Here is a 26,498-nt window from a genome sequence, read left to right as displayed (position 1 = left end):
GTCTCTAGCCGCGTACCGCTGCAGCCATACCCGAACTGGTCAGCGCGGCGGCTTTGACCAGACCCGCGGCAAGGGCGGCCCCTGCCCCTTCGCCATGACTGATGCCAAGATCAAGCAACGGGCGCAGGCCGAGGCGTTGAGCAGCCCGGGCGTGTGCGGGTTCTGGCGACAGGCTGGCAAGCAGGCAATGGTCGAGCGCGGCGGAATTGGCGGCTTGCAACACCGCTGCGGCGGCCGTTGCGGCAAGCCCTTCGAGCAGCACTGGGATCTTCTGCATGCGCGCGGCAAGGATGGCGCCGGCAATCGCAGCAAACTCACGGCCGCCGACCCGGCGCAGCACCTCGAGCGGGTCGACGAGATGGCCACTGTGAAAGGCCAGCGCCGCATCGACCACGTCTGCCTTGCGCGCCTGCATTGTCGCATCGGCGCCCGACCCCGGGCCGGCCCAGTCGATCCCCCTGCCCCCGAACAGCGCCGCAAACAGAGCAGCAGCGACCGTGGAGTTGCCGACGCCGAGATCACCTAGGCACAGAAGATCGGTACCGCCGGCGATCGCTTCCATGCCGAAAGCCATGGTGGCGGCGCAGCCGCGCTCGTCGAGCGCGGCGTGACAGGTGATATCTGCGGTCGGAATGTGCAGGGCAAGATCGAAGACCTTCAGCCCGAGATCGTTGGCAATGCAGATCTGGTTGATCGCAGCACCTCCGGCCGCGCAAAGTTCGACCGCGTTGGCGGTCGCCGCCACCGGGCGTGGCGAAATGCCGTGGCGTGTGGCGCCGTGATTGCCGGCAAAGACCGCCATCAGCGGTCTTGTGACGGCTGGCGGAGCCCGCCCGCTCCAGGCGGCCAGCCACGCGGCGATGTCCTCGATTCGGCCGAGCGAATTGCCTGGTTTGTCGGCCTTGGCGAACAGCGTGCGCACGCGGGCCCCGGCTGTCGTGTCGGCCGCCGGCAGATTGGCCAACAGGTTGCGAAAATCGTCGAAAGGCAGCGCGCTGGTCATCTCGTTGGCGATCATTCCCTGGAGTAGGAGAGCGGCATAGCCGCCTTGCGTCGTCGGCACAACCTCCTGGATCATGGTCCTGAATTTGTCGCAAAGCTGGCCGCCAAGGGCGCCATCGCAAGGGCTTGCATTGGCTCTGCGGTTGCACCATGTGGAGATGGAACGAGGATTCCGGATGGAAACCTCAAGAGAAAGTCATGACGGCCATCGAATCCCCGTGCATCCTGGTCTGTTCGATCGACATGAAAACCGGCTTCTGTTTCGGGTGCGGTCGCACGCGTGAGGAAATCGGTGCCTGGATCGGGATGACTCCGGAAACGCGCCGCAGCGTCATGGCCGAATTGCCGGCCCGGCTGGAAACGATCGAGCGCCGACCGCGCCGGGAAACGCGCCGCAGCCGCATGGCGCGCGAACGCGACGCGCTTTCGTGAGGTGCTAATGAGCCGGCTTTTCTGGATCCTGATGGCAGCGATCGGGGTGGGAGCAGTCCTGCTCATGCTCAACGATTCTGCCGGCAGTACGCTCGGCGTCGAGAACTACGATTTCAGCCGGCTGATCTGGCTTGGCGCTTTCGGCGTCCTGATCGGCGCCGGCCTGCTTCGCTCGGGCCGGCCGTTGGGCGCCATGGCCCGCAACCTCGGCGCCTGGGCGGCCATCGTGCTCGCGCTGATCGCCGGCTATCAATACCGCTATGAACTGCAGGATGTCGCCAGCCGCGTGACGGCAGGCCTGGTCCCCGGCAGCCCGCTGGCGCTCGGCGTCGAAGACGGTCACGCCACGGTGACGCTCGACAAGGCGGACAACGGCCATTTCGAAGCGCGTATCCTGGTCAACGGCAACCCGGTTCGAGCGATAGTCGATACCGGCGCGACCAGCACCGTGCTGACGTCGGAAGACGCGCAAGCCGCCGGATTCAATCCAGCGGCGCTCAACTACACCATTTCAGTTTCGACCGCCAACGGCGTAGCACGCGCCGCGGCCGTGAGAACCGATCAGATTGCGATCGGCGGCATCACGCGCAAGGACATGCCGGTGATGATCGCCGCACCCGGCATGCTGAGCCAGAGCCTGCTTGGCATGAATTTCATCGGCTCGCTGTCGGGCTTCGATGTGCGCGGCGACCGCATGATCCTCAGGGATTGAGCTCCGGCTCTCAAACTCAGGCCGCTTCGGCTTCCACTCCACTGAGCTCGACAGCGGCAAAGGCCGTCTTCAGCACGTCCGGTCCGGCTCCGGGCCGGTTCGCCTCGGTGGACAGGATCTGGCGGTAGCGGCGCGCCCCCGGCAATCCGTGGAACAGCCCGACCATGTGACGTGTGACATGGCCAAGCCGCCCGCCCTGCTCGATATGACGTGCCGCATAGTCGGCCATGACGTCGATCAGCGCGGCGAAATCGAACGTGTCGGGCTTGGCGCCGTAGAAGGCGGCGTCCACGCCGACCAGAATGCCGGGCGAGTGGTAGGCGGCGCGGCCAAGCATAGCGCCGTCGACATGACGGAGATGCGCCTGCGCCTCATCAATCGACTGAATTCCGCCATTGATGCCAATGAATTTGTTCTGGTTTCTGGCCTTCAGTCGATAGACCCTGTCATAGTCGAGCGGCGGAACGTCGCGGTTTTCCTTGGGGCTCAGCCCTTCGAGCCATGCCTTGCGCGCATGCACCCACAGCGCGTCGGCGCCAGCATCGAAAACGCCGTCCGCCAGCGCGTCGAGTGCCGGCTCCGGGTCCTGCTCGTCGACGCCAATGCGACATTTGACGGTGACGGGAATTGTCACCGCTGCTTTCATCGCAGCGACGCAGTCGGCGACGAGGTCAGGCACTTTCATCAGGCAGGCGCCGAACGTACCCGACTGAACACGGTCCGATGGGCAGCCGACATTGAGGTTGATCTCGTCGTACCCAAAAGCTTCGCCGATGCGCGCCGCCTCGGCAAGCTTTTGCGGATCGGAGCCGCCGAGCTGCAACGCAACCGGATGTTCCGTCTCATCGAAGCCGAGAAGTCGCTCACGCGCACCATGGATGACTGCGTCGGCCACCACCATCTCGGTGTAGAGCAGCGCACGGCGCGTCAGCTGGCGGTGGAAGAACCGGCAATGCCTGTCCGTCCAGTCCATCATAGGGGCTATGGCAAGTTTGCTGTATATCATACTAAAGTCATTGTCTTTTTTGATCTTGTGCAGTCCAATTCCCGATCGGGTGGGAAAAGGCACCCGTCCAAACGTCGGGCATTTTACGATTGCATCGCCGGAACTGAAAGCCACTGGTTATCACGAAGTTTCCACTGCGCACATAGGGCACGGGTGGCTGCATGCCCGCTTGCGAGATCTCGAGAGCCATCCGCCCACGGGGCCACCGAAAGGCTTTCCGCAGGCGGCAGCTTTTAATATCGCGCCGACAAGTGCTGCTCAGCTTACTCCGGCCACGAGCCGGTAAAATCCGCGCGGACTTTGCTTTCGATCAAAGAATGCTCAGTGCATGTCGCTAGGCTTTGGGAGCATCGACCGAGGGGTGCATGCGAGAGAATGCTTCGGCGAAGACGACTGTCGATTGGCTAAATGTCGCTGACAGACAGGGGAACATGGAAGGATGTTCTTCCCCCTGTCTGCTCCTTCCGTCGAATTGACAGTGCGCTGATTGAAAGCGGAACCTGGCGCGACACTGGTTTGGGATGTGACGGAGCAGTCGGGGTTTTGGGAGGATAAGCATGGGCGAGGATCTATCCGGTCATCATGCCGACCGCATTCAGGCCGCGATCGCGTCCGACACGGCGGCGAGGTCCGCGCTGGTCGCCTCCTGGCGACGGTCTTCCAGCTTGCATCGGCTCAATCCGACCGATTGCAGCCCCCCACGCTATCTGACGGAGGCGGAATTGGGAGAGGTCCGGCAACATATCGAGCCACTCGTCCGGGCTGCTCAATCAAGTCTGGACCGGCTCTATCTTGCGGTGGGCGGCGTTGGATGCTGCGTTCTGCTCGCCCATCGCGACGGCGTTCCGGTCGAACGGCGCGGCGCGCCCGTGGATGACGAGACGTTTCATTCCTGGGGTCTGTGGACTGGTTCAGTCTGGAACGAGGAAAGCCAAGGCACCAATGGTATCGGCACTTGCCTGGTTGAACAGCGTGCGCTGACGATCCACCGCGACCAACATTTTCATACGCGCAACACCGGGCTGAGTTGCACCACCGCTCCAATCTACGATCACCAGGGAGAGCTTGCAGCCGCGCTTGATGTGTCCTCCTGCCGGGCCGACCTCACTGAAGCCTTTGCCAATCTTATTTCGATGGCCGTGGTCGATGCCGCGCGTCGGATCGAGGCGGAGACCTTCAAGATGGCATTCCCCAAGGCACGAATCCTTCTGGCGCCGGTGCCCGACAAGGGTTCCGGCGCGTTGATCGCCGTTGACGCCGACGGCCTCGTGGTCGGTGCGACACGTTCGGCTCGCCTGGCGCTTGGAATTACGCAACGGTGTTTCGACAAGCCAATGCCCGCAGCCGATCTGCTCGGCTGGGCCGAGGACGGCCCCGAAGTCCTCGCCGAGGCGGAGCGTGGCGTCCTGCAGCGGGCGCTGGCGCGGGCGGACGGAAATGTCTCGGCCGCGGCCCAGGCGCTCGGCATCAGCCGCGCGACGCTTCACCGCAAGCTCAACCGCCTGGACGTCCACAGGTCTCACTGACCATTCGAATCCTCGCGTGAGTGTCGCAATTCTGCGACACATCCCGTCCGCGCACCGTCCCCGACGCAGTGACAATGGCGATGGGAGATCGCAAGTCTCTTTCCAAGCGTCGCAACCCGCGACGTCAGCTTCGGGAGGAAGACACATGAACAAGGTTGAATTTTCACGTCCCGTAAAGGCGCCCTTCGACAGGCGCTACGGCAATTTCATCGGCGGCAAATGGGCCGAGCCGCACTCCGGTCGCTACTTCGAGAACTTCTCACCGGTGAACGGTCAGCTGCTGTGCGAGGTGGCGCGATCAGATGCCCACGACATCGAGGCGGCCCTGGACGCGGCCCATGCCGCCAAGGACGCCTGGGGGCGCACCAGTGTGGCGGAGCGCTCGCTTATCCTCAACCGCATCGCCGACCGTATGGAAGAGAACCTCGATCTCCTCGCATGCGCCGAAACCTGGGACAACGGCAAGCCGATCCGCGAAACGACTGCCGCCGACCTGCCGCTCGCCATTGATCATTTCCGCTATTTCGCCGGCGCCGTGCGCGGACAAGAAGGCAGCCTTTCGCAGATCGACGACGACACAGTTGCCTATCATTTCCACGAGCCGCTCGGCGTGGTCGGCCAGATCATCCCCTGGAACTTCCCGCTGCTGATGGCATGCTGGAAGCTTGCTCCTGCACTTGCCGCCGGAAACTGCGTGATCCTGAAGCCTGCCGAGCAGACACCGGCCGCCATCTTGCTGTGGGCCGATCTTGTCGGCGACCTGCTGCCTCCGGGCGTGCTCAACATCGTCAACGGCTTCGGCCTCGAGGCCGGCAAGCCGCTCGCGTCCTCGCCGCGTATTGCCAAGATCGCCTTTACCGGCGAGACCACGACGGGCCGGCTGATCATGCAATATGCCAGCCAGAACCTGATCCCCGTCACGCTCGAACTGGGTGGCAAGTCGCCCAACATCTTCTTCAAGGACGTTGTCGCCGAAGATGACGACTTCTTCGACAAGGCGATCGAAGGCTTCGTCATGTTCGCGCTGAACCAGGGCGAAGTCTGCACCTGTCCAAGCCGCGCGCTCATCCATGAATCGATCTACGATATCTTCATGGAACGTGCCCTCAAGCGCGTCGAGGCGATCGTGCAGGGCGATCCGCTCGATCCGGCAACGATGATCGGTGCCCAGGCCTCGTCCGAGCAGTTGGAAAAGATCCTGTCCTACATCGACATCGGCCGCCAAGAAGGCGCCGAACTACTGACCGGCGGCGAGCGCAATGTTCTGCCTGGTGATCTGGCCGGCGGCTACTACGTCAAGCCGACGGTGTTCAAAGGTCACAACAAGATGCGCATCTTCCAGGAAGAGATATTCGGGCCGGTGGTTTCGGTCACCACCTTCAAGGATGACGACGAAGCGCTGGCAATTGCCAACGACACGCTCTACGGCCTCGGCGCCGGTGTCTGGACCCGTGACAGCAACCGCGCCTACCGGTTCGGCCGCGCGATCCAGGCCGGCCGGGTCTGGACCAACTGCTACCACGCCTATCCCGCGCATGCGGCCTTTGGCGGCTACAAGCAGTCCGGCATCGGTCGCGAGACGCACAAGATGATGCTCGATCACTACCAGCAGACCAAGAACATGCTGGTTAGCTATAGCCCGAAAAAGCTCGGCTTCTTCTGATCGCCGCTTTGACTCACTGGCGCGGCTCCGTGACGGGCCGCGCCAAAGGAAATCGGAAATCAACATGCGAGCGAAGGTCCACCGCGACACCGGCAACCCTTGAACTGATCGCCGAAATCGTCGCCGACCACGGCCCGGTGCTGTTTCATCAATCCGGCGGCTGCTGTGACGGCTCTTCGCCTATGTGCGATCGGCAATGCGCCCTTCTATATCGGCTCGCCGCAATTCGCGGCCTGGAAGCATCTCATCATCGACGTTGTGCCTGGCCGCGGCGGCATGTTCTCGCTCGACAATGGACGGGAGAAGCGGTTCCTGACGCGGTCGACTATCTGCGCCGTTCCGATGTGATTGTGCATCGGGCTGCTTGCTGTTTGTCCTGGCGCAACGAGCATCTCGCAAAGCCGATGCAACATGTCCGCTTGCAAACGCGGGCAAAGCGTCATGAAACGCAAACTCACCGACGACGCCACTATGGACGAAATAATGCACGATTTTCCAGCGGCCATCCGCGTCGTGCTCCAGCACGGCATGCTTTGCGTCGGCTGCCCGATCGCTTCATTCCACACCGTTTCCGACGCGGCACGGGAGCATCATCTGAACGAGGAGCAACTCAGCAGCGATTTGCAGGCCGCGATCGAAAACACCGACTGAGGCTAGCTTTTCTCTACGCGGCCTTCCGCGATCAGCAGGAGCCGGTGAGGTTCGACCACGGTCACCTTCTGGCGCCCGCTTTTGACCAATCCCTGCTCTTCCCATGCCGAGAGCAGCCGGCTCACCGTATGGAGCGTCGTTCCCGTCATCTCGGCGATGTCCTGGCGTGAGATCGGGAAGTCGATCAGAATCCCTTCCTCGGTCTTCCTGCCCGTCTGCTTGACCAGCTTGAGCAGGGCGTGGGCGACGCGCTGATCCACCTGCTCGGTCGACATCTCGATGACCCGGGTATGAGCGTCCTGCAACCTGCTGCCGACGGTCTTGTAAGTGTTGGCGCTGAAGCTCGGGAAATCCATTGCGAATGTCGGCCATAGCTGGCTTGGCCAGGCAAGAGCCACGCAATCGACGGCAGCGATCGCATTTGCCGGATAGGTGGTGCGGCCCAGCGCATGGGCGATACCCATCAACTCACCCGGACTGATGTAGCGCACAATTACCTCCCGGCCGTCAGGCATCGATCTCACGACGCGCACATGTCCGTCGAGCAGCAGGAAAAAGGAATGTGCTTCCTGCTCCTGCTCGAATACAGGTTGGTCCTTGGCAATCCGGAGCGATCTGGCCTGTCCGACTATGCGGTCGAGATCCGTGACGGCCACGCCCTCAAAGGCAAAAAGCCCGGCAATCAGCGAGCGATCGAGGTTAGCCAACTCTGTCCCCTCCCGAATCCGACTATCTGCAAGGCACCCAACCGGTCTGGTAGAGAGTGTTCCCATGCCGACAGGCGGGCGGCAAGGGGGCACGTGCATTGTGACGTGCATGGGCGACGCCGCATGGGAACCCAAGCGCTTTTTTTGCTCAAGAGTTTGCGCCAGCGCAAATCGCCAAATCGTCCGGCGGCTTAGAAAGGAGCACGGTCGACGCCGTGACGAACTCAAGAAAGGACTTCCCTATGAAACTGCCTCTGATTGCCGCGGCCATCGCCCTGCTTACCATAGCCGGCTCCGCAAATGCCGAAGAACACGTGGTCCAAATGCTGAACAAGGGAGAGAAAGGCTCGATGGTGTTCCAGCCTGCCTTTATCCGGGCGGTACCTGGAGACACGATCAAGTTCGTGCCGACCGACAAGTCCCACAATGCCGAGATCATTAAGGGAATGATCCCGGACGGTGCTGAACCGTTCAAGGGGAAAGCCAGTGAGGAAATAACGGTCACCCTTACCAAGGAAGGGGTCTACGGTGTCAAATGCGCCCCGCACTACGGCATGGGCATGGTTGCGCTGATCGTCGTCGGCAAGCCCATCAATCTTGAAGCGGCGGAAGCCGTCAAGCAGATCGGAAAAGCCAAACCTGTATTCGCCGACCTGTTCGCCGAAGCAACCAAGGTCACTGCTAACTGACCCGTTCTTCATGGATGCCGCTCCGGTTCGCAATGTTCCGGAGCCAGAGGCCGGACGGATCGGGGAGGGTCTGTTCGGCCTGTTTTATTTGGCACTGCGCGCCGCGGCGTCGCTTCGCTGCACAGCATCCCTAAACCAGAGACCTGCGAAAGACATTGGATTTGCGCTAACGCAAAGACTTGACCAGTGCGCAGTTTATTCTGAGCCCATCAAGTAGCGATAGCCAAGGAGATGGAAATGCTCACGAGACGCGAAGCTTTGTTAGGATCTGTCCTTACCGCCGCCGCTGCCGCGGCCGTTGTCGCAATGCCGGCAGTGGCGAGCTCGAAGGAAGTCGCGGGATTGCCGCGCGAAAAGGTCACCCTGGTGGCGCCGCCATTTGTCCACGCTCACGAGCAGGTGGCCAAGGGCGGTCCAAAAGTCGTCGAATTCACCATGACGATCGAAGAAAAGCCGATCGTCATCGATGCCGATGGAACGCAGCTCAATGCCATGACCTATAATGGCTCAATTCCCGGCCCTCTGATGGTTGTGCATCAAGACGACTATATCGAGCTCACGCTAATCAACCCCGACACGAACACGCTTGCCCACAACATCGACTTTCACGCAGCTACCGGGGCTCTCGGCGGCGGCGGGCTGACGCTGATCAATCCCGGCGAGCAAGTCACGCTGCGCTTCAAGGCCACCCGCACCGGCACGTTCGTCTACCATTGCGCGCCCGGCGGCGCGATGATCCCGTGGCACGTCGTGTCGGGGATGAGCGGTGCGGTGATGATATTGCCTCGGGACGGCCTCAAGAACGACAAGGGCGACCCTATCCGCTATGACCACATCTACTACATCGGCGAAAACGACTTCTACATCCCGCGCGACGAGCAGGGGAAATTCAAGAAGTACGACTCGGCCGGCGACAATTACGACGACACCGTCAAGGTCATGCGCGGGCTGATCCCGACCCATGTCGTGTTCAACGGCAAGGCAGGATCGCTGACCGGCGCGAACGCCATGAAGGCCAAGGTCGGCGAAACCGTTCTGATCGTCCATTCCCAGGCCAATCGCGATACCCGACCTCACCTGATCGGCGGTCATGGCGATTATGTCTGGGAACAGGGCAAATTCGCGAACCCGCCGTCCAAGGATCTGGAAACATGGTTCATCCGTGGCGGGTCGGCAGGTTCGGCACTCTACACCTTCCTGCAGCCGGGCATCTATGCCTATGTAAACCACAATCTGATCGAGGCAGTCGAACTCGGAGCGACCGCGCACTTCACGGTCGAAGGAACCTGGGACGACGATCTGATGATGCAGGTCGAAGCGCCCAAGGCAATTGCCTCGTAGACGGAGATCCGATCCTCGGTGCAACCCCGGCAAAGCCGAAGGGTTGCACTCGCGGCGGACTTGATGCCATGTCCTTCGATCCTGTCTTCACCTTCGGAACAATTGGAGCTGCCGCGCTGATAGGTCTCGGCATGAACCATGCGCTCGACAATTCCTTGGAGGTCCCGCCACCGGTAGCCATGAGCGACGTGGTGGTCCTCGGGCCCGGCAGTTTCGATCATCCACAGCCGGGCGAATTCCTCCAGAAGAACCACTCCGTCGCGGCGCCTGTCGCGCGGGAGTCCATCAATGCTCCACTGGAGATCATGAAATACCAGGTGAGCCTGTCCGACTATGAGCACTGCGTGGCGGACGGCGCCTGCAAGCTGGCCGACCCGCGCAAGATCGGCAACGTTCCGGTCACAGGCGTCAGCCACATCGATGCCGAAGCCTATGCGACGTGGCTTTCAGCCCGCACGGGCGAGACATGGCGGCTGCCGACGGACGTCGAGTGGGCGTATGCCGCCGGCGAACGGTTCCGGGGCGACATAGAGAGTGATGAAAGCGACCCGAACAACCCGGCGCTGCGCTGGCTCGCTCAATACCGCATCGAAACGGCGCTCGGACGCAAGCCGGATCCTGAACCAAGGGTCCAGGGGGACTTTGGTATCAACTCCAAGGGAGTGGCGGACGTTGCCGGCAACATCTGGGAATGGACGTCGACGTGCTACATCCATGCAACCATGGCCAGCGACGGCGTGGGCGTTGTGAGTTCGATAGACAATTGCGGAGTGCATGTTGTGGAAGGCTTCCACCGCACTTACATGTCGAACTTCATCCGCGACGGCAAGAGCGGCGGCTGCGCGGTTGGAACCCCGCCCGACAATCTGGGTTTCCGGCTGGTCCGCGATCGGCCCAGTCTTGTGCAAGCTACCCTTCGGCGCCTCGGATTATCCTGACAACATAGACAAGAGTCATGATGACATCGAAATCAGCTTTGACAGATCGGGCGCGCCCCGTCGCGGAACAGCCTTTGGACCATGCTGGCGTCGATCGGGGGTCAATTGGAAAACTAGTCCGCGAGTTCTATGCCAAGATCAGGAGCAACGAGCGGCTCGGGCCGATTTTCGCACGCGAGATCACCGGCGACTGGGAGCCCCACCTGGAGAAAATGACGGACTTCTGGAGTTCGGTCATCCTGAAAAGCGGCGACTATCACGGACGGCCGGTGCCGGCGCACCTCAAGCTCAAGGATGTTACCGAGGACGACTTCGAGATCTGGCTGGCCCTGTTCGGCCGGACGGCAGCCGACCTCTTTGCCCCCGAAACGGCGGCGGTGTTTGTCGATCGCGCCGAACGGATAGCGACAAGCTTGAAGCTCGCGATGTTCTTTCGCCTCACCCCCGCCGCGACCGACGGCAGCCAATAGGCTGGTTTTGGCGAAACAGGGCCGGCACTTCAAAGGCCAGTGCCGGGTTTGATTTTGCGCAAGGAAATTGTCCTCGGAATTCGTAATTTCCTTGCATGGCTCTCAATCTCTTCGTCGGCACGATCGTCATAAGCCTGACGGTCCTGGTTCACACTTTTGGCCTGATGGCCGTTACCCATGCGATGGGGCACCTGGTCGCCAGATTTCGTATGCACGGACGCCGCAGCCGTATCGTCGCAATGATCAGCGTGGTGATGGGGCTCTTTGCCGTCATGACCGCGGAGGTCTGGCTCTGGGCGGGGTTATACAGGCTGCTTGATATCTTCGCCGATTTCGAAACCGCACTGTATTTTTCGACCATTACCTTTTCGACCGTCGGTTATGGCGACATCGTGCCCGCTCACGAGTGGCGTGTCCTGGCGGCGCTCGAGGGCGTGAACGGATTCCTGCTTATCGGCTGGTCGACCGCCTATCTTATTGCGGCAGGCACCCGCATCGGTCCGTTCAAGGCCGGCGAGCATTTCTGACCCAAGGCGATAATTCAGACCGCGGCCGAATGCTTGGCTTTGCCGGCTTCGAAATATTTATCGAACTTCGCCGCGATGCTTCTGACAAAGGGGCGACTTTCCGCCGGCACGACGAAACTGTCGCCATCAAGCTCGAGCAACCGCGCAGGATCATGGAGGGCTGTTGTACTTGCCTTGCTGAGAAGGCTTTGGCCGGCTTGGCCGAAGCGCTCAACCAACTCGATCGCCGAGAAGGCGAAGTCACACATCAGCCGCTCGATTACCCAGCCGCGTACGCGGTCGTCGTCGGAAAGCTCGATACCCCGCACAGCGGACAGCCCTCCCGCTTCAACCAGGCGTGCATATTCGCTGGTCGAAGGCATGTTCTGTGCATAGCCCTGCCGAAACTGGCTGATTGATGACGGCCCGAGCCCGATCAATGTTTCGCAGCGATCCTCCGTGTAGCCCTGAAAGTTCCGGCGCAGAGTTCCTGCGCGGGCTGCAAGCGCCAGGGCATCGCCCGGTTTGGCGAAATGGTCGAGGCCGATTGCTTCGTATCCCCGGTCCACGATCACCCGTGCCGCCAGCTGCGATTGAGCAAACCGCTCCGCGGGACCGGGCAGCCACGCCTCGTCGATCATCGTTTGGTGTTTCTTGAACCAGGGCACATGCGCGTAGCCGAAGAGTGCCATTCTGTCCGGTTCCAGAGTCAGCGCCTGCGCCACGGTGGAACAGACACTCTCCCTGGTCTGATGCGGCAACCCGTAAAGCAGGTCCAGATTGACCGATTCGACGCCGCGCGAACGAACGCCGTCGACGACCGCCTTGGTCTGCAGGAAGCTTTGCTCGCGGTTGATCGCTTTCTGCACTTTCGGTTCGAAATCCTGCACGCCGAGACTCGCTCGCGTCATGCCTATTTCGGCGAGCGCATCAAGGCGTGCTTCGTCCATATCATTGGGTTCGATTTCGACGCTGATCTTGGCGTCGGGAAGAAAATCGAAGCTGTTACGCAAGACGGTTGCCAGCGCAACCATGTCGTCTGGCTTGAGCATCGTCGGCGAACCACCGCCGAAATGAACTGCCCGCACGCGACCTTTGCCTGCGACAAGACTGGCGACTGTGACGATCTCGGCATGCAGTGAGCGGAGATAGATCCTCACCGGTTCATAGTGGCGGGTCTGCTTCGTATGGCAGGCACAGAACCAGCAAAGCTTATCGCAGTAGGGAATGTGCAAATAGAGCGAGATCTCGTCACCGCTGTCGAGTGCCTGCATCCAGCCACGACAAACGGCGGCATCAACGCCTGGATGGAAATGCGGCGCGGTCGGGTAGCTGGTATAGCGTGGAACGTTCTCACCGAGCCTGGCAACGAATTCTGGCCGCATGTCGCTATCCGATCCTCTTTGCATGCGCGACACTGGTCACTTTGGTCGCCGGCGGCCTTGATTTCGGTCAAGGCCTCGCAGACAAACTGCCGCAAGGCTTTTTTCTCCGCCGATGCTACGTTGCCGGCACATGGAACCCATTGGACGATCAAGATGACGGTGCGCCAGGACGTTCACAGTGCCGGCATTCCAGTGCTTTGCCAGTCGTGCGAGGCACGGCATCGCGGCGTTTGCGGCGCACTCGATCCCGAGCAATTGGTGGGGCTCGCCAAGACCTCGTCCAAACAACAGGTCAAACCGGGCATGGAGTTGATCGGTGACGCAGAGACCGTCGACTGCTATTCCAATGTGCTTTCCGGCGTGGTGAAGCTCACCAAGAGCCTTTCGGATGGACGCCAGCAGATTGTTGGCCTGCAGTTCGCTCCCGATTTCCTGGGCAGGCCCTTCAAGGCGGAAAGTGCGATCAACGCCGAGGCCGCAACCACCGTTTCCTTGTGTTCGTTTCCGAAGGCCGCCATCGAGCGCATGATGAAGGAATCGCCAGAGCTCGAGCATCGTCTCTTCAAGCAGACGCTCAATGAACTGGACGAAGCACGCGACTGGATGGTGACGCTGGGGCGCAAGAGTGCATCGGAAAAGGTGGCGAGCTTTCTCCTGATGATCGCCAAAAATATCGATCCCGCAGTTGACGCGGCGGCCGAGTCGACAAGCTTTGACCTGCCGCTGACACGCGCCGACATCGCCGATTTCCTCGGCTTGACGATCGAGACGGTCAGCCGCCAACTGACCAGGCTGCGAACAGACAGCGTAATTCGGATCGACAACAACCGGCACGTGACTGTGGAGAACATGAGCCGGCTGGAACGCCGCTCCGGCGCCTAACCGGCATCGACGACCCCGATCAGCGGCAGGACGTGCTCGCGTTCGAAGGCGATATGCCGGCGCAAGCCTTCGAAGAAGCCACGCAACATGAAGCCGATAGCCTCGGCATTCTCGACTGTCTCGCCATGGCCGATGGCCAGCAGGATTTCAGTCACCTCGCCGGCAAAGCATTCGTCCTCGACATGTTCGGCACGCAATCGACGAATTGAAGCACGGTTGGCATCGCTGCTGGTCGAAGCAGCCTCGTAGACCGGAAAGATGACCGTCTCTTCGTATTGGTGAACGTTGCGTAATAGCGGAACGATCGCATTGGCTGCAGCCAGACATGACAGGCAGTCGACCCTGGGCAGGGTGTCGGCTATTCTTTCCAAGGCATCGCAGAGCTGCAGCTTTTCCTGATGCGCACGTTTCATCAGCGTCGCCGGGACCGCTTCTCTGTCAGATCGAACTGTCAGTATCGAGCCGTCGCGGCTCGTTTCGAACAGCGTCGATCCCGGCTCCCTCTCCCTGTTCAATAACAGTCTCCTGATCGTTTGCGCGAGCAACGCTGCCCAATCCAAAAACAAATGGCTTTGACATGGATCAAGGCGGCGACAACGCGACTGCTGAATTGGTGTCAAGCGGATTGGCGTCCGCGCATCGGTATCGGAGGTCGGGGACAGGTCATGAAGTTCGGCACGCAAATCTTCGCTTTGGGCCTGTTCACATTCGGGGCTCTTGTGGCAGCCGGGTTCGGTGCGGACGAGCCATTCCGGCAGCATATGTGGGTGCTGTTTTTTGTGCTGCTCGGCTTTGTCGCCATCCTCATCCGCAACACGAATTTCAAGGTCGCCGCTCCGATCGACCCGTCCGCCTATATGGATGGGCCAATCCGCTATGGCGCCATCGCCACCATGTTTTGGGGTGTCGTCGGTATGCTGGTCGGCGTCGTCATTGCGTTGCAGCTTGCCTACCCCGATCTCAACATTCAGCCCTGGTTCAACTTCGGCCGTCTGCGGCCATTGCATACGTCGGGCGTCGTCTTCGCCTTCGGCGGCAATGCGCTGCTCTGCACGTCCCTCTATGTCGTCCAGCGCACCTGCCGCGCCCGCCTATTCGGCGGCGATCTCGGTTGGTTCGTGTTTTGGGGCTACCAGCTCTTCATCGTTATGGCCGCGACCGGCTACCTGCTCGGCATCACCGAGAGCCGCGAATACGCCGAGCCCGAATGGTATGTGGATATCTGGCTGACCATCGTCTGGGTCGCCTATCTGATCCTGTTCCTGGGCACGATCCTGAAACGCAAGGAGCCGCATATCTACGTCGCCAACTGGTTTTACCTCTCCTTCATCGTCACCATCGCGATGCTGCATGTGGTCAACAACCTGTCGATGCCGGCCTCATTCCTGGGATCCAAGAGCTACTCCGCCTTTTCCGGGGTCCAGGACGCCCTGACGCAATGGTGGTACGGCCACAATGCCGTTGGCTTCTTCCTGACCGCCGGCTTCCTAGGCATGATGTATTATTTCGTGCCCAAGCAGGCAAACAGGCCGGTCTATTCCTACCGCCTGTCGATCGTCCATTTCTGGGCAATCATCTTTCTCTACATCTGGGCCGGACCGCATCACCTGCACTACACCGCCCTGCCCGATTGGGCGCAGACGCTCGGCATGGTGTTTTCGATCATGCTGTGGATGCCGTCATGGGGCGGCATGATCAACGGCCTGATGACGCTGTCGGGCGCCTGGGACAAGCTACGCACCGATCCGATCATCCGCATGATGGTGATGGCCATTGCCTTCTACGGAATGTCGACCTTCGAAGGTCCGATGATGTCGATCAAGGCGGTCAACTCGCTGTCGCATTATACCGACTGGACAATCGGACACGTCCATTCGGGCGCACTCGGCTGGGTCGGCATGATCTCGTTCGGCGCGCTCTATTACATGGTGCCGAAGCTCTGGAACCGTAACCGTCTCTATTCGCTGCGGCTGGTCACCTGGCACTTCTGGCTGGCGACACTCGGGATCGTCGTCTACGCCTCGGTCATGTGGGTGTCGGGCATCATGCAGGGCCTGATGTGGCGCGAATACGACGAGCAGGGCTTCCTGGTCTACTCCTTCGCCGAAACGGTCGCCGCCATGCACCCCTACTATGTGATGCGCGCAATCGGTGGAGCCATGTACCTCTCCGGCGCCCTGATCATGGCCTGGAATATCGCCATGACCATCCTTGGATACCAGCGCGAGGAAGAGCCGATGCCCGGCTCCGTTCCCGCCCTTCAGCCTGCCGAATAAGGAGCCAGAAAATGGGCTTGATGGACAAACACGCGCTGATCGAGAAGAACGCCACGCTTCTTCTCGTAGGTTCACTTCTCGTCGTCACCGTGGGTGGCATCGTCGAGATCGCACCTCTCTTCTACCTCGACAATACGATCGAGAAGGTCGAAGGCATGCGGCCCTACTCGCCGCTCGAGCTCGTCGGGCGCAACATCTATGTGCGTGAGGGATGCTATCTCTGCCATAGCCAGATGATCCGCCCGTTCCGTGACGAGGTCGAGCGCTATGGGCATTACAGCCTGGCGGCCGAGTCGATGTATGACCATCCCTTCCAGTGGGGATCGAAGCGTACCGGTCCGGACCTCGCCCGGGTTGGCGACCGCTACTCCAATCTTTGGCATGTCGAGCACCTCACGGACCCTCGTTCCGTGGTGCCTGAATCGATCATGCCGAGCTATGCGTTCCTGAAAGACACGCCGATCAAGGTGAAGGACTTCTCGACGCACCTGGTCGCCAACAGGTATGTCGGCGTCCCCTACAGCGATGACATGGTCGCACACGCGAACGCCGATTTGATGGCGCAGTCCGATCCCAACGCCGACACCTCCGGCCTCGAGGCCCGCTACCCAAAAGCCAAGACCGGCGACTTCGACGGCAACCCGCAACAGGTGACGGAGATGGACGCGCTGGTCGCCTACCTGCAGATGCTCGGCACGCTGGTCGATTTCAAGAATTATGACGAAGCCGCCGGCTACCGCTGAGGAGTTTTATCCATGGATTACAATTTGATGCGAGAGTTCGCCGACAGCTGGGGGCTGGTCGCCATGGCCCTTTTCTTTGTCGGCGCGATCGCCTTTGCCCTACGCCCCGGCAGCCGCAAGCTTGCCGACGAAGCTGCCCGGATTCCCCTTGAGGACGAGTGATCATGAGCGACGAGCACATCGATGAAATCTCTGGCGTTTCGACCACCGGCCACGAATGGGATGGCATCCGTGAGTTGAACAACCCGCTTCCGCGCTGGTGGGTGATAACGTTCTACATCACGATTGTCTGGGCGATTGGATACACCGTCGCCTATCCGGCATGGCCTTTGCTGCATTCGGCAACGAAGGGCGTTCTCGGCTATTCGAGCCGCAACGAAGTCAAGAACGAGCTGTCGGCGGCTGACGCGGCGAAGGGAAAATATGTCGCCGCGATAGAATCGAAGAGTGTTTCGGAGATCGCGGCAGACGATACGCTACGCGAATTCGCCGTCGCCGCAGGTGGCGCCGCGTTCAGGGTCAATTGCGTCCAGTGCCATGGTTCCGGCGCCCAGGGCTCCAAGGGCTTCCCCAACCTCAATGACGACGACTGGCTGTGGGGCGGTAAGGCGGATCAGATCCAACAGACGGTCACGCATGGCATCCGCTTCGCTTCCGATCCGGATACGCGCCTTTCGGAAATGCCGGCCTTTGGCGACATCATCACCGCCGACCAGATCAAACAGGTCAGCGCCTATGTGGCCAGCCTGTCCGAAACCGTTGGCGATCAATCGATGTTGGCGCCTGGCGCCAAGGTTTTTGCGGAAAACTGCGTGGCCTGTCACGGTGACAATGCAAAGGGCAACAAGGAGCTCGGCGCCCCGGATCTGACCGATGCCATCTGGCTCTACGGATCGGGCGAAGCGGCCATCGCCGCCCAGGTCACAACGCCGAAACAAGGCGTGATGCCGGCCTGGGGCGCGCGCCTGGGCGAAACCAGGGTCAAGGAACTGGCGGTCTACGTGCATTCGCTCGGCGGTGGAGAATAGGAACGGGGGTCTATTCTCCGGCCCTCACCGCCCAAGCGACGAGGCCCGGCTCTGCCGGGCCTCGATTTGTTTTCGTCTGCCCCGGCGATTGACCTGCATCAACGCGGCGCAATCCGGTGGGCGGCACAATACGGTCGACGATGTATTTCGCGCATCTGCCTGCGCCCAGTCAGGACAGTTGCCCGGCGAAATCACGAGCCGCGCGACGGGAGAAACCAGTGCTGGACAATACGCAGGTAGAACGGCTCGAAGCGGAGGCGGTCAACTCCGCCAAAGTGCGACAGCCGATGTATGCCGCGCGCAAGAAGATATTTCCGAAGCGGGCCACGGGGAATTTTCGCCAGTTCAAATGGCTGGTGATGGCGGTCACGCTTGGTATTTATTATCTAACGCCGTGGCTGCGCTGGGACCGTGGCCCGTTTGCCCCCGACCAGGCAGTGCTGCTCGATGTCGCCAACAGGCGTTTCTACTTCTTCTTCATCGAGATATGGCCGCAAGAATTCTACTATGTGGCAGGCCTTCTGGTCATGGCTGGCGTCGGTCTTTTCCTGATCACGTCGACTGTCGGTCGTGCCTGGTGCGGCTACGCATGCCCGCAGACAGTATGGGTCGATCTGTTTCTGGTGGTCGAGCGGGCCATCGAGGGCGATCGGAATGCACGCATCAAGCTCGATGCCGCTTCCTGGAGCCCCCGCAAGCTCGCACTGCGGGTATCGAAACACGCCATCTGGCTGATCATAGGTGCGGCGACCGGCGGCGCCTGGATCTTCTATTTCGCCGATGCGCCGACCCTGCTCGGCGAACTCTTCACTTGCACGGCGGCTCCTGTCGCCTACACCACCGTCGCCGTGCTGACGGCGACGACCTACACGTTCGGCGGGCTGATGCGCGAGCAGGTCTGCACGTATATGTGCCCGTGGCCGCGCATCCAGGCAGCCATGCTCGACGAAAGTTCGCTCACCGTCACCTACAATGACTGGCGCGGCGAACCGCGCACGCGTCATGCCAAGAAGGTCCAGGCCGCCGGACAGCCGGTCGGGGATTGCGTCGACTGCAATGCCTGCGTCGCTGTCTGCCCGATGGGGATCGACATTCGCGATGGCCAGCAGCTCGAATGCATCACCTGTGCGCTCTGCATCGACGCCTGCGATGGTGTCATGGACAAGCTTGGCAAGGAGCGTGGGCTGATCTCCTACGCGACCCTCTCCGACTACAACGCCAACATGATGTTGGCGACTGCGGGCGGCTCCGGTTCAGTCAATCCGTCGCTGGTCAGAACAGACAACGGCCTGTTTTCAGACAGGGTGGCTCATTTCCATATCCGCAAGATCTTTCGCCCGCGCACCTACGTCTACATGGCTATGTGGTCGTTGATTGGCCTGGGCCTGCTCTATTCGCTGCTGACGCGCGACCGCCTCGAGATCAATGTCCTGCACGATCGCAATCCGCAATTCGTGACGCTGTCCGACGGCTCCATCCGCAATGGCTATACCGTCAAGCTGCTGAACATGATCCCCGAACCAAGAACGGTCATCGTCACCATAGCAGGCTTGCCAGGCGCAGAGATGAGCATCGTCGGTGTCGACCTTCCCGCCGGTCGCTCTTTTGCGATCCAGGTCGAACCCGACCGGCTCAGGATGTTGAAGGTTTTTGTGCGCCTGCCTGCCGAGCAGATCCATGGCGAAGCGCAGACCTTCACTCTTCAGGTCGAAGACAAAGCGAGTTTCGAGTCGAGCGAATACACCGCCACCTTCAACGCGCCGGAGAAAGCCAGATGAACGCCACCACGCGAAGATCCCGCGAATTCACCGGCAGGAACATGTTGGCGATTATCCTTGCCTTCTTCGGGGTGGTCATCGCGGTCAATCTGGCGATGGCGACGCTTGCCAACACGAGCTGGACCGGCCTGGTCGTCGAAAACACCTATGTGGCGAGCCAGGAATTCAACAGGAAGGCCGAGGAAGGGCGCGCGCAGGCAGCCCTCGGCTGGACCGGCAAGCTGACCATCGCATGGGGCGAAGTCCGCTACAGCCTCACCGACGCCGCCGGCAAGCCGGTCCCCTTGCATGGCGTCAAGGTGCTGTTCCGCCATCCCGCTTACGAAAAAGAGGATGAGTCCATCAAGCTCGCCCTCGCCTCGGATCAGGAATTCGCCGCCCTGCACACGCCTAAGGATGGTGTCTGGATCGTCGAAGTCGACGCCGATGCCGGCCTGAAGGAACCTTTTCGCGACGTGCGCAGGATCATGATTTCCCATGGAGCGCTGAAATGAGCTGCTGTGCGCCGGGCGCCGAAATGGCGCTGGATCTGGTCGGCGCCACCTCGGTCCTGCCATCCAGCCAGGAAATCAGGCTGGCAAGCCGATCTCTTGGCGATGATCTTCGTCAGACCGACCTTTCCGTACCGACTGTTCACTGCGGCGCCTGCATCCAGACCATAGAGACGGCGTTGGGGAAACTCGATCACGTCGAGGCCGCTCGCGTCAACCTGTCAACGAAGCGGGTTTCGGTCCGGTGGCGCGGGGACGAGGTTCCACCGTTCGTCACCGTGCTTGAGAGGCTAGGTTATCAAGCTCACCTGTTCGAGACCGAGATCGATGCAAAGGACAAGACGCTCTCGGAGCTTATCCGCGCCGTCGCTGTTGCGGGCTTCGCGGCGGGTAACATCATGCTGCTTTCGGTCTCGGTCTGGTCCGGTGCCGAAGGCGCGACACGCGACCTGTTCCACTGGGTCTCAGCGCTGATTGCCATCCCCGCACTCGCCTTCGCCGGCGGCATCTTCTTCCGCTCGGCCTGGAATGCGTTGCGCCACGGTCGCATGAACATGGACGTGCCGATCGCGGTGGGGGTCTCGCTCGCTTACGCAATGAGCCTCTATGAGACGATCAACCATGGCGATCACGCCTATTTCGACGCGTCGGTGTCGCTGCTGTTCTTCCTGTTGATCGGCAGGACGCTGGATCACGTCATGCGGGAGCGCGCCCGCACCGCCGTGAAGGGCCTGTCGCAGCTGGCCGCGCGTGGGGCCATGGTGCTGCGCGCCGACGGCGCGCGCGACTACCTGCCGGTTGGCGAGATCGAACCGGAAATGCTCCTGCTGATCGCGGCAGGCGATAGGATACCCGTCGACGGCGAGATCATCCAAGGGGCGTCGGATCTCGACTGCTCGCTGGTTTCCGGCGAGAGCAACCCCCGAAGCGTAACGCCAGGCGAACCCGTGCAGGCTGGCGTGCTCAACTTTACCGGCTCGCTGACGATCAAGGCGACAGCCGCCGCGAAGGATTCGTTCCTGGCGGAAATGGTTCGGATGATGGAAGCTGCCGAGGGCGGCCGGGCACATTATCGCCGGATCGCCGATCGCGTTTCAGCGCTTTATGCCCCGGTGGTTCATCTTACCGCCTTCGTGACGTTCCTCGGCTGGATGGCGGCGACTGGCGACTGGCATCGGGCGATGACCATCGCCATTGCCGTTCTCATCATCACATGCCCATGCGCGCTCGGCCTCGCCGTGCCGATCGTTCAGGTGGTCGCCGCGCGGCGCCTGTTCGAGAACGGCATCATGGTCAAGGACGGTTCGGCCATGGAGCGCCTGGCGACGATCGATGCCGCGGTGTTCGACAAGACCGGAACGCTCACGCTCGGAAAGCCCCGGCTCGTCAATGCATCGTCGATCGATCCGGCCATGCTGGCCATTGCAGCCGACATGGCAGCGCATTCGCGCCACCCGTTTTCAAGAGCCATAGCCGGCTTTGCCGCGCCTGGCGGGCAGCGCAAATTCGATGCCGTCACCGAGCACCCGGGATTCGGCATCGAGGCCGCTGCCGCCGGAAACATCTGGCGGCTGGGTCGACGCGGATGGGCTGGATGGAAAGCCCGCACCGGCGGCGAAGGCCGACACGGCTATGGCGGGACGGTTCTGACAAAAGACGGGATCATCGTCGCGACCTTCGATTTCGAGGATGCGCCGCGTGCCGACGCCAGGGCAGCGATCGAGCGATTGAACGATGCCGGGGTGTCGGTGCGGATGCTGTCGGGGGATACGGCCGCCGCCTGCGGCGAAGTCTCGAAAATGCTGGGTATCGACGACTTCATTCCGTGCTTGCTGCCATCCGGCAAGGTCGAATGCATCGAGACCCTGGCAAGAGAGGGACAGCGGGTTCTGATGGTTGGCGACGGCCTCAACGACACGCCTGCACTGAGCGTCGCGCATGTGTCGATCGCGCCGGCCACCGCGGCCGACATCGGCCGCAATGCCGCCGATTTCGTATTCCTGCGTGAAAGCCTCGCGGCAGTGCCTCTCGCGCTGGACGTCTCGCGCAAGGCAGGGAGCCTGATCCGCCAGAACATCGCGATCGCCATCGTATACAATGCGGTCGCCGTTCCGATCGCCATTCTGGGACACGTCACGCCTCTGATCGCTGCGATCGCCATGTCGGCCTCATCGCTGCTTGTCATCGGAAATGCGCTGCGTCTGCAAGGCTTCGTGTCGAACGGACAGGCGCAAAGCTCTCGACAGGACGGGCGCCACGGTATCAGCAGCCAATTGGCACAACCCCGATGACGACTCTTTCCTACCTCATACCCGTGGCCCTCTTCCTTGGCGCCCTTGGACTTGGGGGCTTTCTGTGGGCCTTGAGAAGCGGTCAATATGAAGATCTCGATGGAGCCGCAGAACGGATCCTGATCGATGGCGACGACAAGCCGCAAGGCTGACTCGGGCGCCGGGGTCGCTCAAACACCGCTGGGACCGGTGACCCAGATCAAAGCGCACAGCCCATAAATCTGGATAGTCAGGGATAAACATCCGAGGAGGCAGGCATGCGAGCAGAAGCGATAATGACCACGCCCGTCGTCGAAATAGACCCTGACGCTTCGATTGCCGATGCGGCACGGTTAATGCTTTCGAAAGGGATCAGCGGCCTGCCTGTCATTCGCAGCGACGGCACGCTGGTGGGGATCGTTAGCGAGGGCGATTTTCTGCGCCGGGAAGAACTGGGCACGCGACGCACGCGTCCGCGTTGGCTGGAGACTCTGGTCAGCCCAGGAAGGGCCGCCGACGAATATGTTCAAGCCAACGGAAGGCGTATCGAAGAGGTGATGACGGCGGATGTCGTTACGGTATCACCTGGCACATCGCTGTCCAGGACGGTCGAGCTCATGACACGCCATCACGTCAAACGCATTCCGGTCGTCGACGGTGGCAAGGTGGTCGGCATCGTGACCCGCTCCGACATGCTGCGCGCGTTGCGGCACCGATAGACGACGAACAAATCCGTCAGGACGTCCTTGCCGAACTTGCGAAGCAGAAATGGACCGGCAAGGACATGATCGACGTGACCGTGAACGCAGGGGCGGTGCAACTGAGCGGCGCCATCTTCGACGAACGCGAGCGCCAGGCAGCCATCGTCGCCGCCGAAAATGTCGCCGGCGTCAAGGCCGTCAGGGACAACCTCTTCTGCGCCGGACCGCTGTCGGTCGTCCTGGTTTCGTAGGCATTTGGCCACAGAAGCTGAGAAGGCAGGGACGGTCGCCCTCAGAGCTCGAAGCACTAGACTACGACTAGCGTTGGCCGGCCGCATGTTGCAGACGTGCGATCAAATCCCGGTTGCGGCAATAGTCGGGTGGATCATCGGCTTGCTGGTGTTCGTCGAGCCAAATTGCGCATTCGTCCTGGTGGCCGCAGGAGCGGCAGCGGTCCGCCGCTCGGTGGACGACGGCTTCATGGTCCGACACGATTTTCAATTGCCTGTCGACGCCAAGCTTGCGCATCATGCGATCCATCAACGCGGTCCTTGCGTCAACCGAGACTAGGTAGTCGAGAAAGTTCATGTCGGTTGCTCCTCCTTCTTTGCGATCATCGCATGCTGGCGGCAGACGACATTGATCTCGGTCAACAGGCGGAGCCGCTGCCAAAGCATCGGCCCCGATCCGTTTTGCGTGCGCGGCGAGAAGTGGTAGTTAGCCTTTCTCGCGGGCGTGTCGAATCCAAGGATTTCAGGTGAGCCAAGACGAAGCGCCTATTTTGTCGGCCGGCGGGACGATGCTGAAGTCGGTCTTGTCCCAAATGTTCGAACAGGCCCCGGGCTTCATGGCTATCATGCGCGAGCCGGATCATGTCTTTGAACTGACGAATACCGCCTATCAACGGCTCATCGGCGACAGGCAAGTGATTGGGAAATCGCTGCGCGAAGCCCTTCCCGAACTCGAAGGCCAAGGGTTCTTGGAACAGCTGGACCATGTCTACAGGACTGGCGAGCCATACAGGGGCCAAGGCATCAAGGTCGGTCTTCGCAACAGGAACGACCAGCCGCTTGAAGAGCGTATCCTCGATTTCGTCTACCAGCCGATCAAGGCCGACGATGGCCGCATCACGGCCATCTTTGTCCAAGGCACTGATGTCAGTGAGCTTTCCTTCGCGAATGCAGCCCTTCAGCTGCGCGAAGATCATTTGCGTTCGATCCTGGCGACGGTGCCCGATGCAATGGTGGTTATCGATGAACTGGGCAGCATTCAATCGTTCAGCACAGCTGCCGAAGCGCTGTTCGGTTATCAGGCCAGCGAAGCCATTGGGCGAAACGTCAGCATACTGATGCCGTCGCCCTACCGCGACGAGCACGACGCCTATCTGCTTCGCTATCTGACGACCGGCGAGCGCCGGATCATCGGGCTAGGCCGCACGGTCACCGGAATGCGGAAAGACGGTTCGACCTTTCCAATGGAGCTTTCCGTTGGCGAAATGCATCCTGGAACCGGGCGCTTCTTTACCGGCTTCTGCCGAGACCTGACCGAGCGCCACAGGGCGGAAGCGCGAATACAGGACCAGCAGCTGGAACTGCTCCACATGGCCAGGTTCACCGCGCTCGGCGAAATGGCCTCGACGCTTGCCCATGAGATAAACCAGCCGCTCACGGCGATCACAAACTACCTCAAAGGCAGCCGCCGGCTTCTCGAGAAGAGCACGGAAGTGGACGCACCGATGCTGAGAGAGGCCGTCGAGAACGCGGCTGAGCAAGCTTTGCGGGCTGGAGAGGTCATTCGTCATCTTCGCGATTTCGTCGCCAGGGGCGAAAGCGAGCGTCAGGTCGAACGCTTGCCGATGCTGATCGAGGAAGCCTCCTCACTGGCTTTGGTGGGCGCGAGGGAAATAGACGTGCTCGTCAGCTACCAGCTTGATCCGGAGGCCGAACTGGTTTTGACTGATCGCATCCAAATTCAGCAGGTGCTGCTAAACTTGATACGCAACGCCGTGGAGGCCATGCAAGGCGCGCCGCGCCGCGAGTTGAAAGTCACAACTGTCGCCCGGGACGATGGCATGGCGGAGGTAAGCGTGATCGACACCGGCCCCGGCCTCGCGCCGGAAGTCTCCGCACAGCTTTTCCAGCCATTTGTCACCACAAAGAAGCAGGGCATGGGCGTCGGCCTCTCGATTTGCCGTACCATCGTCGAATCGCACGGAGGTCACATCTGGACCGAGCCAATGCCGGCCGGAGGAACCGCTTTCCGGTTCACGTTGCGCATTGTGGAGAAGGAAGAGGTCACAAATGTCGGTTAGTGATCTGGTGCACGTGGTTGACGACGATGTGGACGTGCGCAAATCGCTTGGCTTTCTTCTGGCAACAGCCGACTTTGCCGTGCGGCTGCACGAATCGGCGACAGCTTTTCTGGATACCGCGACGGGCAATCCCGACGGTTGCATCGTCACCGACGTGCGCATGCCGGGCATCGACGGGATCGAGTTCCTGCGGCAGCTCCGAACCCGCGGACATTTGGTTCCGGTCATCGTGATGACGGGCCATGCTGATGTGGCGCTCGCCGTTCAGGCAATGAAGGAGGGGGCGTCCGATTTCATCGAAAAACCTTTCGACGACGATATTCTGATAAGTGCGATCCGTTCCGCTTTGGATAAGCGCAATCAGGCGAATACGACGCACCCACAATCCACCGAAATCAACGGCCGTTTATCGACGCTGTCGGAGAGAGAGCGACAAGTGCTCGATGGACTTGTCTCAGGTCTACCAAACAAGACGATCGCTTATGACCTCGGAATCAGCCCACGTACGGTCGAGATCCATCGCGCCAATGTCATGAGCAAGATGAGCGCGAGCAGCCTGTCGCACCTCGTGCGCATGGCACTGATCGTAGAATCCAAATCCTAGGAACCATCGTCAAAGGAGTTGTCGTCGAGAGCCGGCACACCGTGAGACCCCCAATCGCACCAGTGTGTCGGGCGGATGTCTACCCATGCGCCGGTGGCGGCGTTCCTCCAGCCTTCCCGCTCCTTCATGCAGGGAAACACTAACGCATGCTCGCCATCCTCGTCGAAGACGGCCAGTGTGAGGTTGCGCCCAAACGGAGCGGTGAGGATCGGTTTCCACATCTCCAGATGATTCTCCAGAAGCCCCAGCCCGCGCCTTGATCTGAATCATTTTCCGCAATTGCCAAATGCGCGAATGTGGACTTTGCCAGCCATGAGCCGGGCGGAAGCACCCGAATGGTGATGGTTCAAAGCGGCGCAAACAACACTTTGGGATAGCCGCGAAAT

At 61.0% G+C, this 26,498-nt stretch carries 28 protein-coding genes and 2 pseudogenes; 23 read left to right on the top strand and 7 right to left on the bottom strand.

The features are described 5' to 3' along the window. Window positions 1–4: 4 nt before the first annotated feature. Window positions 5–1,003, bottom strand: coding sequence for a nicotinate-nucleotide--dimethylbenzimidazole phosphoribosyltransferase (locus NKJ90_RS13140; RefSeq protein ID WP_023759188.1), 999 nt, complete (start codon window positions 1,001–1,003; stop codon window positions 5–7). A gap of 197 nt (window positions 1,004–1,200) precedes the next feature. Here NKJ90_RS13140 and NKJ90_RS13135 point away from each other — a divergent pair, with 197 nt between their 5' ends. Further along, the gene (locus NKJ90_RS13135; protein ID WP_031260174.1) at window positions 1,201–1,434 is read left to right on the top strand and encodes a DUF1289 domain-containing protein; all 234 of its coding nucleotides are present in this window, start codon (window positions 1,201–1,203) and stop codon (window positions 1,432–1,434) included. 7 nt (window positions 1,435–1,441) lie between these two features. After that, window positions 1,442–2,146 carry a TIGR02281 family clan AA aspartic protease gene (locus NKJ90_RS13130; RefSeq protein WP_023759190.1) on the top strand — a complete coding sequence of 235 codons (705 nt, stop codon included), beginning with the start codon at window positions 1,442–1,444 and terminating at the stop codon, window positions 2,144–2,146. A gap of 16 nt (window positions 2,147–2,162) precedes the next feature. On the opposite strand, the gene dusA is transcribed toward NKJ90_RS13130, so the two are convergent. After that, window positions 2,163–3,152 carry a tRNA dihydrouridine(20/20a) synthase DusA gene (gene dusA, locus NKJ90_RS13125; RefSeq protein ID WP_031260175.1) on the bottom strand — a complete coding sequence of 330 codons (990 nt, stop codon included), beginning with the start codon at window positions 3,150–3,152 and terminating at the stop codon, window positions 2,163–2,165. Window positions 3,153–3,709: 557 nt separating this feature from the next. Here dusA and NKJ90_RS13120 point away from each other — a divergent pair. The 4 genes and pseudogenes from NKJ90_RS13120 to NKJ90_RS13105 all read left to right on the top strand — a co-directional run bounded on the left by NKJ90_RS13120 (window position 3,710) and on the right by NKJ90_RS13105 (window position 6,992). Beyond that, entirely contained in the window at window positions 3,710–4,678 is a 969-nt protein-coding gene (locus NKJ90_RS13120) for a helix-turn-helix domain-containing protein (protein ID WP_023759192.1), read from the top strand. A 145-nt stretch (window positions 4,679–4,823) separates the two neighbouring features. Next, window positions 4,824–6,341, top strand: coding sequence for an aldehyde dehydrogenase (gene adh, locus NKJ90_RS13115; protein ID WP_023759193.1), 1,518 nt, complete (start codon window positions 4,824–4,826; stop codon window positions 6,339–6,341). A gap of 29 nt (window positions 6,342–6,370) precedes the next feature. Beyond that, a pseudogene (locus NKJ90_RS13110) lies at window positions 6,371–6,689 on the top strand (DUF779 domain-containing protein). Between the two features lie 93 nt (window positions 6,690–6,782). Further along, window positions 6,783–6,992 carry a DUF1858 domain-containing protein gene (locus NKJ90_RS13105; protein ID WP_023759194.1) on the top strand — a complete coding sequence of 70 codons (210 nt, stop codon included), beginning with the start codon at window positions 6,783–6,785 and terminating at the stop codon, window positions 6,990–6,992. Window positions 6,993–6,994: 2 nt separating this feature from the next. On the opposite strand, the gene NKJ90_RS13100 is transcribed toward NKJ90_RS13105, so the two are convergent. Beyond that, window positions 6,995–7,699: a Crp/Fnr family transcriptional regulator gene (locus NKJ90_RS13100; protein WP_023759195.1), complete on the bottom strand. Its 705-nt coding sequence runs from the start codon at window positions 7,697–7,699 to the stop codon at window positions 6,995–6,997. A gap of 242 nt (window positions 7,700–7,941) precedes the next feature. Here NKJ90_RS13100 and NKJ90_RS13095 point away from each other — a divergent pair, with 242 nt between their 5' ends. From NKJ90_RS13095 to NKJ90_RS13075, 5 genes are all read left to right on the top strand, one after another. After that, complete coding sequence (locus NKJ90_RS13095) at window positions 7,942–8,388, top strand: pseudoazurin (RefSeq protein ID WP_023759196.1); 447 nt, start codon at window positions 7,942–7,944, stop codon at window positions 8,386–8,388. A gap of 237 nt (window positions 8,389–8,625) precedes the next feature. After that, window positions 8,626–9,729, top strand: coding sequence for a copper-containing nitrite reductase (gene nirK / locus NKJ90_RS13090; protein WP_023759197.1), 1,104 nt, complete (start codon window positions 8,626–8,628; stop codon window positions 9,727–9,729). A gap of 68 nt (window positions 9,730–9,797) precedes the next feature. Further along, window positions 9,798–10,667: an SUMF1/EgtB/PvdO family nonheme iron enzyme gene (locus tag NKJ90_RS13085; RefSeq protein ID WP_023759198.1), complete on the top strand. Its 870-nt coding sequence runs from the start codon at window positions 9,798–9,800 to the stop codon at window positions 10,665–10,667. A 20-nt stretch (window positions 10,668–10,687) separates the two neighbouring features. Then, a complete protein-coding gene (locus NKJ90_RS13080) occupies window positions 10,688–11,137 on the top strand; it encodes a group III truncated hemoglobin (protein ID WP_023759199.1) in 450 nt (149 codons plus the stop codon). 95 nt (window positions 11,138–11,232) lie between these two features. Beyond that, on the top strand, window positions 11,233–11,664 hold the full coding sequence (locus NKJ90_RS13075) for a potassium channel family protein (protein WP_023759200.1): 432 nt from the start codon (window positions 11,233–11,235) through the stop codon (window positions 11,662–11,664). A 14-nt stretch (window positions 11,665–11,678) separates the two neighbouring features. Here the strand turns inward: NKJ90_RS13075 and hemN are convergent, their stop codons facing one another. Further along, on the bottom strand, window positions 11,679–13,028 hold the full coding sequence (gene hemN, locus NKJ90_RS13070; RefSeq protein WP_023759201.1) for an oxygen-independent coproporphyrinogen III oxidase: 1,350 nt from the start codon (window positions 13,026–13,028) through the stop codon (window positions 11,679–11,681). A gap of 153 nt (window positions 13,029–13,181) precedes the next feature. On the opposite strand from hemN, the gene NKJ90_RS13065 reads away from it, so the two are divergent. Beyond that, on the top strand, window positions 13,182–13,910 hold the full coding sequence (locus tag NKJ90_RS13065) for a Crp/Fnr family transcriptional regulator (RefSeq protein ID WP_023759202.1): 729 nt from the start codon (window positions 13,182–13,184) through the stop codon (window positions 13,908–13,910). Here NKJ90_RS13065 and NKJ90_RS13060 read toward each other — a convergent pair. Then, on the bottom strand, window positions 13,907–14,323 hold the full coding sequence (locus tag NKJ90_RS13060; protein WP_023759203.1) for a hemerythrin domain-containing protein: 417 nt from the start codon (window positions 14,321–14,323) through the stop codon (window positions 13,907–13,909). The genes NKJ90_RS13065 and NKJ90_RS13060 overlap by 4 nt on opposite strands. Before the next feature lie 252 nt (window positions 14,324–14,575). Here NKJ90_RS13060 and ccoN point away from each other — a divergent pair, with 252 nt between their 5' ends. The 9 genes and pseudogenes from ccoN (at window position 14,576) to NKJ90_RS33500 (ending at window position 23,448) form a co-directional block, all read left to right on the top strand. After that, a complete protein-coding gene (ccoN, locus tag NKJ90_RS13055; RefSeq protein WP_023759204.1) occupies window positions 14,576–16,186 on the top strand; it encodes a cytochrome-c oxidase, cbb3-type subunit I in 1,611 nt (536 codons plus the stop codon). 11 nt (window positions 16,187–16,197) lie between these two features. Continuing rightward, window positions 16,198–16,929 (top strand): cytochrome-c oxidase, cbb3-type subunit II, encoded by a 732-nt coding sequence (gene ccoO, locus NKJ90_RS13050; RefSeq protein ID WP_352486136.1) that lies wholly within the window; start codon window positions 16,198–16,200, stop codon window positions 16,927–16,929. A gap of 12 nt (window positions 16,930–16,941) precedes the next feature. Next, window positions 16,942–17,091 (top strand): CcoQ/FixQ family Cbb3-type cytochrome c oxidase assembly chaperone, encoded by a 150-nt coding sequence (locus NKJ90_RS13045; RefSeq protein ID WP_023759205.1) that lies wholly within the window; start codon window positions 16,942–16,944, stop codon window positions 17,089–17,091. A gap of 2 nt (window positions 17,092–17,093) precedes the next feature. After that, a complete protein-coding gene (gene ccoP / locus NKJ90_RS13040; RefSeq protein WP_023759206.1) occupies window positions 17,094–17,957 on the top strand; it encodes a cytochrome-c oxidase, cbb3-type subunit III in 864 nt (287 codons plus the stop codon). A 218-nt stretch (window positions 17,958–18,175) separates the two neighbouring features. Next, the gene (gene ccoG, locus NKJ90_RS13035; protein WP_352486135.1) at window positions 18,176–19,735 is read left to right on the top strand and encodes a cytochrome c oxidase accessory protein CcoG; all 1,560 of its coding nucleotides are present in this window, start codon (window positions 18,176–18,178) and stop codon (window positions 19,733–19,735) included. Beyond that, a complete protein-coding gene (locus NKJ90_RS13030; protein WP_023759208.1) occupies window positions 19,732–20,229 on the top strand; it encodes a FixH family protein in 498 nt (165 codons plus the stop codon). The genes ccoG and NKJ90_RS13030 overlap by 4 nt, the downstream gene beginning before the upstream one ends. Next, on the top strand, window positions 20,226–22,517 hold the full coding sequence (locus NKJ90_RS13025; protein WP_023759209.1) for a cation-translocating P-type ATPase: 2,292 nt from the start codon (window positions 20,226–20,228) through the stop codon (window positions 22,515–22,517). The genes NKJ90_RS13030 and NKJ90_RS13025 overlap by 4 nt, the downstream gene beginning before the upstream one ends. Then, complete coding sequence (gene ccoS, locus NKJ90_RS13020; RefSeq protein WP_023759210.1) at window positions 22,514–22,669, top strand: cbb3-type cytochrome oxidase assembly protein CcoS; 156 nt, start codon at window positions 22,514–22,516, stop codon at window positions 22,667–22,669. Before NKJ90_RS13025 ends, ccoS begins: the two co-directional genes overlap by 4 nt. A gap of 105 nt (window positions 22,670–22,774) precedes the next feature. Beyond that, window positions 22,775–23,448: pseudogene (locus NKJ90_RS33500) on the top strand (CBS domain-containing protein). Window positions 23,449–23,515: 67 nt separating this feature from the next. On the opposite strand, the gene NKJ90_RS13005 reads toward NKJ90_RS33500, so the two are convergent. Beyond that, window positions 23,516–23,785, bottom strand: a complete 270-nt coding sequence (locus NKJ90_RS13005; RefSeq protein ID WP_023759211.1) for a DUF6455 family protein — start codon at window positions 23,783–23,785, stop codon at window positions 23,516–23,518. Between the two features lie 169 nt (window positions 23,786–23,954). Here NKJ90_RS13005 and NKJ90_RS13000 point away from each other — a divergent pair, with 169 nt between their 5' ends. Both NKJ90_RS13000 and fixJ read left to right on the top strand, forming a co-directional pair. Further along, on the top strand, window positions 23,955–25,508 hold the full coding sequence (locus NKJ90_RS13000; protein WP_023759213.1) for a PAS domain-containing sensor histidine kinase: 1,554 nt from the start codon (window positions 23,955–23,957) through the stop codon (window positions 25,506–25,508). After that, window positions 25,498–26,112: a response regulator FixJ gene (gene fixJ, locus NKJ90_RS12995; protein ID WP_023759214.1), complete on the top strand. Its 615-nt coding sequence runs from the start codon at window positions 25,498–25,500 to the stop codon at window positions 26,110–26,112. The genes NKJ90_RS13000 and fixJ overlap by 11 nt, the downstream gene beginning before the upstream one ends. Here fixJ and NKJ90_RS12990 read toward each other — a convergent pair. Continuing rightward, on the bottom strand, window positions 26,109–26,333 hold the full coding sequence (locus tag NKJ90_RS12990; RefSeq protein ID WP_023759215.1) for a hypothetical protein: 225 nt from the start codon (window positions 26,331–26,333) through the stop codon (window positions 26,109–26,111). The two genes, fixJ and NKJ90_RS12990, sit on opposite strands and share 4 nt — an antisense overlap. Between the last annotated feature and the right edge of the window lie 165 nt (window positions 26,334–26,498).

Source organism: Mesorhizobium sp. M0051 (genome assembly GCF_040323235.1).
Lineage (GTDB): Bacteria > Pseudomonadota > Alphaproteobacteria > Rhizobiales > Rhizobiaceae > Mesorhizobium.
Note: the sequence above shows the minus strand (reverse complement) of the source record. Positions and strands in the feature narration are given on the sequence as shown.

What these genes read in the sequence shown, in the direction of transcription:
- NKJ90_RS13140 (WP_023759188.1), bottom strand. Translation starts at nt 1,003, where the DNA reads ATGACCAGCGCGCTGCCTTTCGACGATTTTCGCAACCTGTTGGCCAAT.
- NKJ90_RS13135 (WP_031260174.1), top strand. Translation starts at nt 1,201, where the DNA reads ATGACGGCCATCGAATCCCCGTGCATCCTGGTCTGTTCGATCGACATG.
- NKJ90_RS13130 (WP_023759190.1), top strand. Translation starts at nt 1,442, where the DNA reads ATGAGCCGGCTTTTCTGGATCCTGATGGCAGCGATCGGGGTGGGAGCA.
- dusA (WP_031260175.1), bottom strand. Translation starts at nt 3,152, where the DNA reads ATGATATACAGCAAACTTGCCATAGCCCCTATGATGGACTGGACGGAC.
- NKJ90_RS13120 (WP_023759192.1), top strand. Translation starts at nt 3,710, where the DNA reads ATGGGCGAGGATCTATCCGGTCATCATGCCGACCGCATTCAGGCCGCG.
- adh (WP_023759193.1), top strand. Translation starts at nt 4,824, where the DNA reads ATGAACAAGGTTGAATTTTCACGTCCCGTAAAGGCGCCCTTCGACAGG.
- NKJ90_RS13105 (WP_023759194.1), top strand. Translation starts at nt 6,783, where the DNA reads ATGAAACGCAAACTCACCGACGACGCCACTATGGACGAAATAATGCAC.
- NKJ90_RS13095 (WP_023759196.1), top strand. Translation starts at nt 7,942, where the DNA reads ATGAAACTGCCTCTGATTGCCGCGGCCATCGCCCTGCTTACCATAGCC.
- nirK (WP_023759197.1), top strand. Translation starts at nt 8,626, where the DNA reads ATGCTCACGAGACGCGAAGCTTTGTTAGGATCTGTCCTTACCGCCGCC.
- NKJ90_RS13085 (WP_023759198.1), top strand. Translation starts at nt 9,798, where the DNA reads ATGTCCTTCGATCCTGTCTTCACCTTCGGAACAATTGGAGCTGCCGCG.
- NKJ90_RS13080 (WP_023759199.1), top strand. Translation starts at nt 10,688, where the DNA reads ATGACATCGAAATCAGCTTTGACAGATCGGGCGCGCCCCGTCGCGGAA.
- NKJ90_RS13075 (WP_023759200.1), top strand. Translation starts at nt 11,233, where the DNA reads ATGGCTCTCAATCTCTTCGTCGGCACGATCGTCATAAGCCTGACGGTC.
- hemN (WP_023759201.1), bottom strand. Translation starts at nt 13,028, where the DNA reads ATGCGGCCAGAATTCGTTGCCAGGCTCGGTGAGAACGTTCCACGCTAT.
- NKJ90_RS13065 (WP_023759202.1), top strand. Translation starts at nt 13,182, where the DNA reads ATGACGGTGCGCCAGGACGTTCACAGTGCCGGCATTCCAGTGCTTTGC.
- NKJ90_RS13060 (WP_023759203.1), bottom strand. Translation starts at nt 14,323, where the DNA reads ATGAAACGTGCGCATCAGGAAAAGCTGCAGCTCTGCGATGCCTTGGAA.
- ccoN (WP_023759204.1), top strand. Translation starts at nt 14,576, where the DNA reads ATGAAGTTCGGCACGCAAATCTTCGCTTTGGGCCTGTTCACATTCGGG.
- ccoO (WP_352486136.1), top strand. Translation starts at nt 16,198, where the DNA reads ATGGGCTTGATGGACAAACACGCGCTGATCGAGAAGAACGCCACGCTT.
- NKJ90_RS13045 (WP_023759205.1), top strand. Translation starts at nt 16,942, where the DNA reads ATGGATTACAATTTGATGCGAGAGTTCGCCGACAGCTGGGGGCTGGTC.
- ccoP (WP_023759206.1), top strand. Translation starts at nt 17,094, where the DNA reads ATGAGCGACGAGCACATCGATGAAATCTCTGGCGTTTCGACCACCGGC.
- NKJ90_RS13030 (WP_023759208.1), top strand. Translation starts at nt 19,732, where the DNA reads ATGAACGCCACCACGCGAAGATCCCGCGAATTCACCGGCAGGAACATG.
- NKJ90_RS13025 (WP_023759209.1), top strand. Translation starts at nt 20,226, where the DNA reads ATGAGCTGCTGTGCGCCGGGCGCCGAAATGGCGCTGGATCTGGTCGGC.
- ccoS (WP_023759210.1), top strand. Translation starts at nt 22,514, where the DNA reads ATGACGACTCTTTCCTACCTCATACCCGTGGCCCTCTTCCTTGGCGCC.
- NKJ90_RS13005 (WP_023759211.1), bottom strand. Translation starts at nt 23,785, where the DNA reads ATGAACTTTCTCGACTACCTAGTCTCGGTTGACGCAAGGACCGCGTTG.
- fixJ (WP_023759214.1), top strand. Translation starts at nt 25,498, where the DNA reads ATGTCGGTTAGTGATCTGGTGCACGTGGTTGACGACGATGTGGACGTG.
- NKJ90_RS12990 (WP_023759215.1), bottom strand. Translation starts at nt 26,333, where the DNA reads ATGTGGAAACCGATCCTCACCGCTCCGTTTGGGCGCAACCTCACACTG.